The following is an 11811-nucleotide window of genomic DNA, read 5'->3' as shown; positions in this document are numbered from 1 at the left end:
TGTGTTATATTTTGAAAGTTATGTTATAATAAGTATTATTAAAAACTGCAATCTAATAAACAATAGTAAATTATGACGAATCAAGACTATGTTTATAAAGGGGTATAAGTCTATGATTAATAAGAAAATTATGATGGATTGCGTATACAAACAACTTGCTATTGATTATAATTGCTCTCCGGATGATTTTCTGAAAGATGGTCTTATTTTTACAGAAGCAAAACAAAATGAAGGAAGACGGCCTTTTCCGTGGATAACACCAAGATTGGAAATGATTACAATGGGAAATAGCATAGTCATAAATGCATCTGCTGATATTTTGCCATTAGTTTATAAACAGCTTGAAGGCAAGACAAGATATGAAGCATTGAATATGCCATTTGTTTACGGTGTCAATCCTTATTTTCTTCCGGATTTGGACAAGATTACTCTTTTGAACAGAAATAAAGAATTTGAATATGAAACTATTGAAAGAGATGATATACAGAAGCTTTATATATTGAAAGATTTTAATTATGCTTTACAATATGACATTAATAGTCAACATCCCGAAATGGTAGCGGTTATAGCTAAATACAAAGACACGGTTGTTGGAATAGCAAGTGCAAGTGGTGAATGTAAGACCATGTGGCAGGTCTGTGTTGATGTTATACGTTCATACAGGGAAAATAAACTTGCAACTATTCTTGTAAATAAATTAACACTTGAAGTACTTAAACGTGGGTATATTCCATATTACAGTACAGATTGTAGCAATGTTATTTCTCAACGCGTAGCAGTTCAAGCAGGATATCTCCCTGCATGGTCGCATTGCTTTAGAACAAGGCTGGGTTCATTATTGAAACCTTAAAAGTGATATTTATAGGATGATTAACAAAATTCTTGTTAGATTCATTAATGGCTTATAGGTTAATGAAGTAGAGAAAGATGCATTAAAGAATCTTTAAGGGGGAGTGCTAACTGGCACTCAATCAATAGGTGATGTTATACAAACAATACTTTTAGCAGTAGTGGCAATTGGATATCCAAAACAATCGACATATCCACGACCACGAAAGTTACTGGAAGAAGTTACAGAATGTATATAGGTTTTATTTATCTATATGTTTCTCAATATTCTTATATTGAGCATTATAGATAGACAATACTACCTATAATTTTTATAAGGCTATATTTAATAAATACTATGTTAAAACATAGACTTATTAATAAAATGATGCTATTAAAAGTCTAGGGAAGAGGGGCACATTATGCCCAAAAATGATAATATGCTAGCAATTTTATGGATGCTGAATTCAGGTAAAAAAATAACTGCAAAGCAAATATTCGAAAGGTTAGAAATAAACATAAGGTCAGTTTATCGTTATATGGATGCATTGTGTGTTAGTGGAGTTGCAATAATATCGGAGCCTGGTCATAATGGTGGATATAGTCTGCTTAACAATTTTATTAAGGCACCACTGTTTTTTGATATTGAAGAGAAAAAATCACTTTTGCATGCTGCCACTTTTGCAATGGAAGCAGGATACCCTTTTGCAGAAGCATTAAATAGTGCAACATCAAAGTTAAAGATGTTCTCGAATCAAGAACAAGAAAAAGTACTCAATCGTCATTTAGTCGGATTTGAAGTAGTGAGCCGTGTTTGTGATCCGGCTGTCAAACCTATATTAATGGAAATTGAGCAAGCTGTTGCGAGTGAACGCTCTATGGAAATTGACTACTCTACAGGTTATGAAGGAAGGACATCCAATAGGGTTGTTGATCCTTATGGGATGCTTTACTGGAATAATAAATGGTATGTTATTGCATTTTGCCATCTTAGGAATGAAATTCGCAGCTTTAGGGTAGATAGAATAGTAAATATTATAAGTACTAAAAATACTTTTAAGCGTCCTGAAGCTTTTTCGGCACGTGAGTTTTTTACAAAAAGCTTATTATTGGATGTGGAAAGCAAAGTAGGACTTTGTACTTTAGTAATTGAGGGCAAGTCAGAAGCATTGAATGATCTTTGCTCACATTGGTTTTTAGGACATTATCTGATAGAACGAACTGAATGCAGAGCGAAATTCTTAATGGATGAAAACTCAATCTATACATATGTTCCTCATATTCTACTTCAATATGGTAAATCAATAAAGGTACTTGAACCAAATGGTTTTAAAGATGCTATGGTAGGGATTCTTAAAGATTTGATGGCCCATTATCTTCACTGACTGAGTTTGTAAGTGAAGATAATATATAATAGCTTCAGATGGACTTTGAGACCATGCTGTAAAAAATAGCAACAATAAAATTAATTTGGAGGAATAGAAAATGAAGAATACAGTATATCTTTATGTATTTGATACAATGGCAGACTGGGAAATAGCTTATTTAAGTACTGAAATCAATTCGTGAAGGTACTACAAAAAGGGATTAGTGCCGCTAAAAGTAGTAACTGTAGGAATTACCAAGACCCCTATTACTACAATGGGAGGTCTTAGAATATTGCCAGAAATTGAACTTAAGGAGTGTAGTGTTAAAGATGCTGCTGCTTTGATTCTACATGGTGGAAATACATGGACAGAAGCAATTCATGCTCCCATTATAAGAATGGCTGAAGAATATTTAGAGAAATGTATTGTTGTAGGGGCAATTTGTGGTGCTACAATAGGACTTGCTATAGGGGGAATATTGAATAAGCAGGAATGTGTAGTAACTGATGGAAGTTTGATTACTGCTTCTGGAATAGCTCCTCTTGAATTTGCTTTGCATATATTGAAGATTCTAGATGTATTCTTAACGCAAACCCTAGATTCCTGGTACAATCTTTATAAAACCCAAGAGTCAAAATATTTCTTTGAGCTTATGAACTCAATTCAATAAAAGGTGGATTAAAGTGGGGAAGCTAGCTGTTTTAATCCACCTTTTACCTTAACGTGTTTTTTTGTCGGTGATACCCCTCCAATTTAATTGAATATAAAAATTAGCGCCTAAAATTCCATAGATATGGAGAAATTTTTTCCTTACACTACTGTGAGAGTGAAGTAATAATACTGAAGGAACGATTTAAAAAAATTCTAATAAATCTTGGCTCAAAAATCTTAAAATGCTTAGATATTTCAATCTGTTTGAATGATAGCAAGTTATTGAAATATCTTAGTATTTTATAATTTTTGAACCTTAGATTTATAGGATTTTTTTTATGCGATGAAGCATTGTTACTTCACTATTCTCCATATATCTCTGGCATATTTTTTTATTGTATTGTCGCTTGAAAAGGCCCCTGAATGAGCTATATTAATAATTGACATTTCACGCCATTTACCTTGATTTTTATAAAGCTCATCTATTTTGTTTTGAGCATCTATATATGAAGCAAAGTCCTTAAGAACAAAGAATTCATCGTTATTTGCAAGTAGATATTTATGAATATCTGAGAATTCTGAAGTAGGTACTCCTAAAGAACCATTTACTAAGCTATCAAGTATTCTCTTGAGTCTTGGATCTTTGTTATAATATTCCGTTGAGTTGTAGCTTTTGTTTTTCTCATATTCCATAACTTCATCTTTTTTCATACCGAATATAACTATATTGTCATCACCAACTTGATCACGTATTTCAACATTTGCCCCATCAAGGGTCGCTATTGTAATAGCTCCATTCATCATAAGCTTCATGTTTCCGGTTCCAGAAGCTTCTTTTGTAGTAGTTGATATTTGTTCACTTACATCAGCTGCTGGTATGATTTTTTCTGCTAAAGATACAGAATAATTTTCAAGGAATATAACTTTAATTTTTCCATTTACAGCTTGATCGTTATCAATGAGATCTGCTACAGTATTAATAAGCTTTATTGTTTGTTTTGCTAGGTAATACCCTGGAGCAGCCTTTGCACCAAAGAAAAATGTTCTTGGAACAATGTCAAGGCTAGGATTATCTTTAAGTCTATAATAAAGATCTAATATATTAAATACGTTTAAAAGCTGTCTTTTATATGCATGAAGTCTTTTGACTTGTACATCAAAAATAGAATTAGGATCTATCGTAACACCATGTTTGCTTTTGAAATAATCTGAAAATTGAGCCTTATTAGCTTGTTTTACTTCATAAATTTTATCTTGAAAATTTTTGTCTTTTGAATACGAGAGAAGATTTATAAGTTTTATTGGCTCTTTTATCCAGTTTTGACCTATATTTTTTGTTATTAAGTCTGCAAGTTTAGGATTTGACTGTAAAAGCCATCTTCTATGCGTTATTCCATTTGTCTTGTTGTTAAATTTTTGAGGGAAGAAATTATAGAATTTTGAGAGTTCTCTTTCTTTTAATATTTCTGTGTGAAGTTTCGCAACTCCATTTACAGAATGACTTCCAACAATAGCAAGATAAGCCATCTTTACATAGCCATCGCATATGATTGCCATATCATGTACTATATTTAAATCATCATATTTAGCATAAACTTCTTTGCAGAATCTTTCATTTATTTCGTTAATTATCATAAAAATTCTAGGAAGCAGCTTTTTGAAAATATTAATAGGCCATTTTTCAAGTGCTTCAGCGAGAATGGTATGATTTGTGTAGGACATTACACTTGTTGTTATTTTAAAGGCTTCATCCCATTCAAGCATTTCTTCGTCTACAAGTATTCTCATAAGTTCTGCTATTGCAACTGCAGGATGAGTATCATTTATTTGAATTTGAATATATTCATCAAGTTTATTTATAGGCTTATGCATTTTTTTGTAAGTCCTTATTATACTTTGAAGTCCTGCACTTACAAAGAAATACTGCTGTTTTAATCTAAGTATTTTTCCTTCAACTCTTGTATCATCTGGATAGAGTACTTGGGATATTGATTGAACAGAATATTTGTGCTCAACTGCTTTTGTATATTCCCCTTTACTGAAGGAATCAAAATCAAAGTCTTTATCAATTGTTTCTGCACTCCATAATCTAAGTGTATTTACAGTATTGTTTTTATAGCCTATTATAGGAGTGTCGTAAGGAACAGCTAGAACAGCTTCAAAATTTTCATGCTTAAAGGATAATCTATCATTTTCTAAAACGGGGGTAACTTCACCTCCGAATTTGACTACTACTGCTTTATCCTCTCTTCTGACTTCCCAAACATTTCCGTTTTTTAGCCAGTTATCAGGTATTTCAACTTGATAGCCATTAACTATTTTTTGCTCAAAAAGCCCGTAATCATATCTTATTCCACAGCCGTGACCTGGTATACCTACAGAGGCCATTGAGTCTAGAAAACAAGCCGCAAGCCTTCCAAGACCTCCATTTCCAAGTCCAGCATCATGCTCAACCTCTAAAAGTTCATCTAAATCAATGCCAAGCTCTGCCAAAGCTTCTTTACACATGTCTTTTATTCCTAAATTCAAAAGATTACTTCCAAGTAATCTACCTATTAAAAATTCCATTGAGAAGTAATAAACCTGCTTTTTTTCTTTATTACTGTAGTTATCATTACTATTCATCCATTTTTCAGAACTATAATCCTTTACTAAAGAACTAATGGCGTAATACTTGTGAAAAGCTGAAGCGCTGGAAATATTTTCGGCATATAGAGCGGTAAGCTTCCTTTTGAAATCTTTTTTTAAGGTTTCCTTGTCTATTTGCATATAATTGCCTCCTTTAATCATAAATCCCCTTTAATTTCCGACGTGATATAAGAAAAGATTAATTATTAATAATAGTTGAAATTGTTTAAGTTTTTGAATAACTTATGATGTAATATTACAACTTTTGAGAATTTTAGTCAATGAGATTACTATAAATATACAATTTTATATGCATAGTATATTATATTAAATAGGTCCATTTGCAAGAACTTGTCCCTATATATTAAATAAATGATGTTGCTGTAGAATCATATTTAACTATTGTATACTCAAATCTTGCCATAGTACTTATATGTATACTTGTTAGTTTGCTGTATACTGCTAATGTTAACAGTATTGCAATTAAGCATATGAGTGCAATTGTGAGTATTTCATTCGCAGTATGTTTGCAAAAATAAAGTTAAAGGCTGGTAAATATTAATTTGTTTAGGTAGTAGGATGCAGGCTTGAGGTTGTTTAGTTTTTGGAATGTAGTGCTGCATAAGCATATTTTTTTAATGCAGCACCTTGTTTTAAATGATTTCGACAAAAAATTTACTACATTTTTTGTACATTTGAAGCTTGAAGACCTCTTGGACCTTTTACAACGTCATATTTTACTTCTTCACCTTGATCTAAAGTTTTTTTAGGGCCATTTTCTTTTATAGATGAATAATGTACAAATACATCATCTTCGCCCTCTGACGAGATAAATCCATATCCTTTTTCAGGATCAAACCATTTTACTGTGCCTATTTTCATTCTATGCCTCCATTAAATTTAAAGATATACTTAGTATTAGCAAAAATAATTAAATTAATGTAAAATAATCTTAAAAAAGAGTATGGAGTACAGAGAACATAGTACAGTGAAGGAGGATTTTTCTCCTCTGTCGATGCAAAAAATCTTAAACTTAATGCTTGCGCATGGCGCAAAATATAATATTCAGCGCAGCAGATAATATAAGTTATAAGATTTACCTGAGAGAAACGAAAGGTAAATCCACCTTCACTGTACTCTTTACTCTAAGCTTTTAAAAATTACTTGTGCAGTTATAGTACTTGTAATTTTAATATTTTAGGTTGTACCTAAAAAAGGGTGGTGTTTAAATTGAAAATTGGATTAGCGCAAATGAATATTGTTTGGGAGAATAAAGAGGAAACGGAAAAAAGATGCATTAAATTTTTGGAAAAAGCTTCAAGAGAAAAGGTGGATTTATTGGTTTTTCCGGAAATGACGCTTACAGGTTTTTCTATGAATGTAAATAAAATTGGAGAAAAGAATTTAGAAACTGTAAAATGGTTTTCTGAAAAGTCAAAGGAATATAACCTATGTATTGGTTTTGGCTTTGTAGATATTAAGGATAACATTGGCAAAAATAATTTTTCAATATGCACTCCGTATTTAGGTGAAATTGCAAGGTATACAAAAATTCATCCATTTTCATATGGAGAGGAAGATAAGCATTATTTAAAAGGGGAAGAAATTAAATATTTTAATATAGGTGACATAAATTTTTCCTCATTTATATGCTATGATTTGCGCTTTCCAGAAATATTTCAAGCGGCTTCTAAAAGGTCTGAAGCTATAATAGTAATTGCAAATTGGCCAGAGGCTAGGAGAGAACACTGGATAACGCTTTTAAAAGCAAGAGCTATTGAAAATCAGTGTTATATTTGTGCAGTAAATAGAGTTGGAGAAGGAAATGGTTTATATTATTCTGGTGATTCTATGGTTATAGACCCGTATGGAAGGGTAGTTTGTACCTCAAAAGATGAAGAAAAACTTCTTACAGCTGATATTAGTAAAGATGAAGTTAAAAATTGCAGAGAAAAGTTTAGGTTTAAGCAAGACAGAAGGGAAGAGCTGTATAAAAGATTGTTTTAACAGAAGAAAATTGACAGTTAAGGATAATTTACCTTTCGTTTTCTTAGGTAAATCTTAGAACTTAGCGGTATCTCTGCCAATTGTCAACTGTCCACTGTTGTGAATTCTGTTAAGTACTTCCAATAACGTTTTGGCATATGGGACATTCTGCATTTAGGATTGCGGCGGCCTTTAATTTCTACAGTGTTGTAGTAAAGTTTCCAAAGTTCCCTAAAGTGTTTTTCTTCCTCAGTAGGCTTGTTAAATTCCACGTTTTGTGCAGGGATAATGGAAGCTTTATATGGTTCATATAAAAGCAACATACTGTGGGTTTTATCATAAATTAAAAAATTTTCTTCTGGATACCTTTCGCAAAAATGCTGTTTTAAAAGCGGAAGAACGTAATTTTTAGGCTCTATTTCAGCCGCAAGCCATTCATTAAAACTAGAAAAGCGCAAAAAGCCCTTTAAAAGATGACTTTCATTTTTTAAATGTTTAACAGCTTTAAATAGTGTGTTTACCACGTCGTTAGAAAGCATATTCATAACAGAAGGCCCTGAGCTGTATCCCATGCGTAAAAACATTAAAATATAAAATTCTTTTTTAGGAAGGCAAGTTAAAAAAGCAAGTTCAACAAACTCTAAAGTTGAATTTCCTATTTTCTTTGGTATTGCAGTTAAAACACGGTTTGACTTTTCTGTATCTGTTATTATTTTTCTAGTAGGAAAAAAGCTTACTTGGTGTTTATCTGTAAGCACAATATCTGAAGGTATTTCTTTTTTTTCATAGCTTTCAAAAACGCAGCAGAGAAGCCCTTCAAAGCTTCCGTCATATTCATAAATTACATTTGACCTGTTAAGCATTTTCTTATATCCTCCTTTAAAAGCAAACTGTTATCGAAAAATGAAAGCTGCTTTGGCGCTGCTTCTGCCGGTAAATTATTTCTAAACGCATCTAAGGTTTTGTCTGACATTAAAGAACGTAGGACAGAATCCTCGTTTATTTTAACACCATATGAGAGTTTGCCGCTGCAGGTTATAAAATACTGCGCCCGCTTAAGTACAACTCCAAGCTTTTTAAGACCAGAAAAATCTAGTTTGACGGCTCTTCTCGTGGTTATAATTCGTTTTGCACTGTTTACTCCTATGCCTGGAACTCTAAGGAGAGCTTTATATGAAGCTGTATTCACATCTACAGGGAAAAGCTCCATGTGATTTAGTGCCCAATTGCATTTTGGATCTATGTATGGATTAAAACTTTGATTATTATCATCTAAAAGTTCACTTGCCTTAAAACCATAAAATCTAAGCAGCCAATCTGCCTGATAAAGGCGATGTTCTCTTAAAAGAGGAGGCTTTGTATGTATTTCTGGGAGAAGGGAATTTTGAACCACAGGCATATATGCTGAAAAAAATACACGCTTTAATTTGAATTTACTATATAAGCTTTCCGCTAAATTTAAAATTTGAAAGTCTGTATCTGGTGTAGCACCTACAATCATTTGAGTGCTTTGACCAGCAGGAACAAATTTAGGAGCATGTTTATATACTACTATATCCTTTGAGTTTTCTTTTATTCTATTTTGAATATGATTCATTGGCATAAGTATTGAGTTTTTTGATTTATCCGGTGCAAGAAGCTTTAAGCTTTTTTGAGAGGGAAGCTCTATGTTTACACTCATACGGTCAGCAAGTAGTCCGAGTTCATCTATAAGCTTGCTGTCTGCTCCAGGGATAGCTTTTGCGTGAATGTATCCAGAAAAGTTATATTCATCTCTTAAAATTCTAAGGGTTTTAATCATATTTTCACAGGTGTAATCTGGATTTTTTATTATGCTTGAGCTTAAAAAAAGTCCTTCAATATAATTTCTCTTATAAAAGTTAATAGTTAAATCTGCTAGTTCACGAGGAGTAAAGGCAGCACGTCTTGTATCATTTGAAACTCTATTTACGCAGTATTTGCAGTCATAGATGCAGACATTAGTCATTAGTATTTTTAAGAGAGAAATACACCTTCCATCACCAGCAAAGCTGTGGCATATTCCACAGGCCTCGGCACTTCCAATACCACCTTTATTAGCTTTTCTATTGGCGCCACTTGAGGTGCAGGCAGCATCATATTTTGCAGCATCTGTTAAAATTTTAAGTTTCTCAAAAACGTCCATGTAAAACATCCCCTATATTTCAATCAGTTCACAGTGCACAGTTCACAATTCACAGTTAAGGAGGATTTACCTTTCGTTTCTCTTAGGCAAATCTTAGAATTTAATAGTGTCAGCTGCGCTGAACACTATGGTCTACCCCATGTGTTAGCATTAAGTTTAAGATTTTTTACAGCGACAGCGAAGAAAAATCATCCTTCACTGTGAACTGTGCATTGTGAATTGTGCACTGATTTAAGTACGAACTTATGTTCTCGATATTTTGATTATATCACAGAACGTGCGTTCGTGTAAATAAAAAATGGGTATGTTTTAAGTTAATGTTAAAAAGATATAATTAAACTAATACAGGATGTGAGTAGTATTATTGTTATTACTTTTATTATATAATTACATAGAAAGAGAGAACTAGAAATTCTCCTAGTCCTTTTATTCATCAAATTCAATCATTCTCTTATAGACTCCTGGATATGAATCTTCTATCAGCTTTGCTTGAACAGTTTTTTCATAGAAGGAAATAGCGCTCTTTGTTGGCCAGCCAATAACTTTTTTACTTTTAGCAGCTACATAGCAAGTTATTGGATTATTAGCAAAAGCAGCTTTACATTAATCTACATAGTTTTCTTCAAAATTTTCTTTGACAAATTTTAATATAGTGCTTCTATCGGGTGCTAATGCTCTTTTTATTTGAATTCCTTGTTTAAGTAAATGATCAAAAAGCTTTTCATTATTTTTTAAGTTGTATAGTTTAACTAACATATCAGCCATTGAATACACCACCTCTATAAAAATATAAATTATTATTGCTATAATATTTATTACAGCTTATGATAAATATATAATAAAAAAATAAAGAGTAGAGGTTATGCATTTACCACTGCTCTTTATTTTAATATCAATTCAATTAAGCTTTATAAACTTTTTTGTCACTACTTTTCATTATAAAGTATAGAGGAATTCCTATTATTATTGCTCCAAGTCCCCATATAATTTGAACCTTAGTTGCTTGAGTTAATAGCCAGCAGCTAATACCTACAGATAATATAGGAAGTATTGGACCAAAAGGTACTTTGAAAGTAGATTCCATTCCTTTTTTTCTAAAAATTATAACGGCAAGACAAGTTGGTATATATTGTGTAAACCTTGAAATTGCACTTATTGCTGCAAGTTGCGTAAAACTTCCTGATAAAGCAATAGGAATGGTTAAAACGGCAGTCACTATAATTGCTATATAGGGTGTACCTGCTTTATTTTTCTTAGTTAAGATTCTAGGCAAAAGTCCATCTTCAGCTAAAGCCACAGCTGATCTTGGAAGTATAAAGGATTCTGCTATATTTATACCACCTATGGATACTAAAGTACCAGCGGTAACTAAAATTCCGCCAAAACCGCCTAGAAATATAGCCGCTGATTGTGCTACTGGAGTACTGCTTTGTGCAAGTTTTGCTCCTAAGGTTCCTATAGATACTGCTTGGATTAATATATATATTAAGGATACTAAAAACATAGTTATTAAAATTGCTATAGGCAAATTCTTTTTTGGATTTTCCATATCTTCAGCTGCTACTGCTATAGCTTCAAAGCCAGTAAAGGCAAAGAATATTAATATTGCCGTAGCACCAAAGCTTGATGGAGTTACCTTAGTTGGAAACATAGGCACAAAATTTGTTCCTTTTATAAAGAAAATACCTACTGCTATAAATAATACTAAAGGTACAAGCTTTGCTATAGTCATGATATTATTTAAATTTTTTGCAAAGTCAACTCCTAAAGCATTTATAATGGATAAAACTATAATTATACCTATTTCTATTGAATTTTTAACTAGTGGAGTTGATGCTGCTGGCCAAACATTGGATAGTGCAGTAGTAAATCCAACTGCAAAAGTAGCCCAAGCTATAAAACCTACTACCAATTTCATGATTCCTACTTCAAAACCAACAAATTCTCCAAAGGCCTCTTTAGCATAAACATAAGGTCCACCATTTTTGTTAAATAAGCCTGCAACTTCTGCAAAGCATAAGGCCATAGCCATAACTAGTGCCATATCAAAAAAATACACCCAGATGCTTCCTGGACCCATAAGCTTCATTGCTTTTCCTGGAAGAAGAAATATGCCTGTACCTATTACTGCATTTATACCAAGAAGGACTATACTCCATAACCCTAATTTTTTGTTGCTACCCATTC

General features: G+C 32.4%; 10 protein-coding genes and 1 pseudogene. 5 read left to right on the top strand and 6 right to left on the bottom strand.

Translation table 11 applies throughout. The features are described 5' to 3' along the window. Nucleotides 1-112: 112 nt before the first annotated feature. The 4 genes and pseudogenes from ACJDT4_RS06105 (at nucleotide 113) to ACJDT4_RS06090 (ending at nucleotide 2865) form a co-directional block, all read left to right on the top strand. The gene (locus ACJDT4_RS06105; protein ID WP_406786655.1) at nucleotides 113-850 is read left to right on the top strand and encodes a GNAT family N-acetyltransferase; all 738 of its coding nucleotides are present in this window, start codon (nucleotides 113-115) and stop codon (nucleotides 848-850) included. 103 nt (nucleotides 851-953) lie between these two features. Further along, the gene (locus ACJDT4_RS06100) at nucleotides 954-1088 is read left to right on the top strand and encodes a hypothetical protein (RefSeq protein ID WP_406786654.1); all 135 of its coding nucleotides are present in this window, start codon (nucleotides 954-956) and stop codon (nucleotides 1086-1088) included. 162 nt (nucleotides 1089-1250) lie between these two features. Next, a complete protein-coding gene (locus ACJDT4_RS06095) occupies nucleotides 1251-2213 on the top strand; it encodes a helix-turn-helix transcriptional regulator (protein WP_406786653.1) in 963 nt (320 codons plus the stop codon). Between the two features lie 100 nt (nucleotides 2214-2313). Continuing rightward, a pseudogene (locus tag ACJDT4_RS06090) lies at nucleotides 2314-2865 on the top strand (DJ-1/PfpI family protein). A gap of 335 nt (nucleotides 2866-3200) precedes the next feature. Here the strand turns inward: ACJDT4_RS06090 and ACJDT4_RS06085 are convergent. Together ACJDT4_RS06085 and ACJDT4_RS06080 are read right to left on the bottom strand one after the other, a co-directional pair. Then, nucleotides 3201-5615: a glycogen/starch/alpha-glucan phosphorylase gene (locus tag ACJDT4_RS06085; RefSeq protein WP_406786652.1), complete on the bottom strand. Its 2415-nt coding sequence runs from the start codon at nucleotides 5613-5615 to the stop codon at nucleotides 3201-3203. A 537-nt stretch (nucleotides 5616-6152) separates the two neighbouring features. Further along, nucleotides 6153-6356: a cold-shock protein gene (locus ACJDT4_RS06080; protein WP_406786651.1), complete on the bottom strand. Its 204-nt coding sequence runs from the start codon at nucleotides 6354-6356 to the stop codon at nucleotides 6153-6155. A gap of 339 nt (nucleotides 6357-6695) precedes the next feature. Between ACJDT4_RS06080 and ACJDT4_RS06075 the strand changes: the two genes are divergently transcribed. Next, nucleotides 6696-7481, top strand: a complete 786-nt coding sequence (locus ACJDT4_RS06075) for a carbon-nitrogen family hydrolase (RefSeq protein WP_406786650.1) — start codon at nucleotides 6696-6698, stop codon at nucleotides 7479-7481. An 83-nt stretch (nucleotides 7482-7564) separates the two neighbouring features. On the opposite strand, the gene ACJDT4_RS06070 is transcribed toward ACJDT4_RS06075, so the two are convergent. The 4 genes from ACJDT4_RS06070 to ACJDT4_RS06055 form a co-directional block, all read right to left on the bottom strand. Continuing rightward, nucleotides 7565-8323, bottom strand: coding sequence for a TIGR03915 family putative DNA repair protein (locus tag ACJDT4_RS06070; RefSeq protein WP_406786649.1), 759 nt, complete (start codon nucleotides 8321-8323; stop codon nucleotides 7565-7567). Continuing rightward, nucleotides 8302-9624, bottom strand: coding sequence for a putative DNA modification/repair radical SAM protein (locus ACJDT4_RS06065; protein WP_406786648.1), 1323 nt, complete (start codon nucleotides 9622-9624; stop codon nucleotides 8302-8304). Before ACJDT4_RS06065 ends, ACJDT4_RS06070 begins: the two co-directional genes overlap by 22 nt. Nucleotides 9625-10227: 603 nt before the next feature. After that, nucleotides 10228-10389, bottom strand: coding sequence for a hypothetical protein (locus tag ACJDT4_RS06060; RefSeq protein WP_406786647.1), 162 nt, complete (start codon nucleotides 10387-10389; stop codon nucleotides 10228-10230). 136 nt (nucleotides 10390-10525) lie between these two features. After that, complete coding sequence (locus tag ACJDT4_RS06055) at nucleotides 10526-11809, bottom strand: APC family permease (RefSeq protein ID WP_406786646.1); 1284 nt, start codon at nucleotides 11807-11809, stop codon at nucleotides 10526-10528. Between the last annotated feature and the right edge of the window lie 2 nt (nucleotides 11810-11811).

The sequence above is a fragment of the Clostridium neuense genome, assembly GCF_045310695.1.
GTDB lineage: Bacteria > Bacillota > Clostridia > Clostridiales > Clostridiaceae > Clostridium_S > Clostridium_S neuense.
Note: the sequence above shows the minus strand (reverse complement) of the source record. Positions and strands in the feature narration are given on the sequence as shown.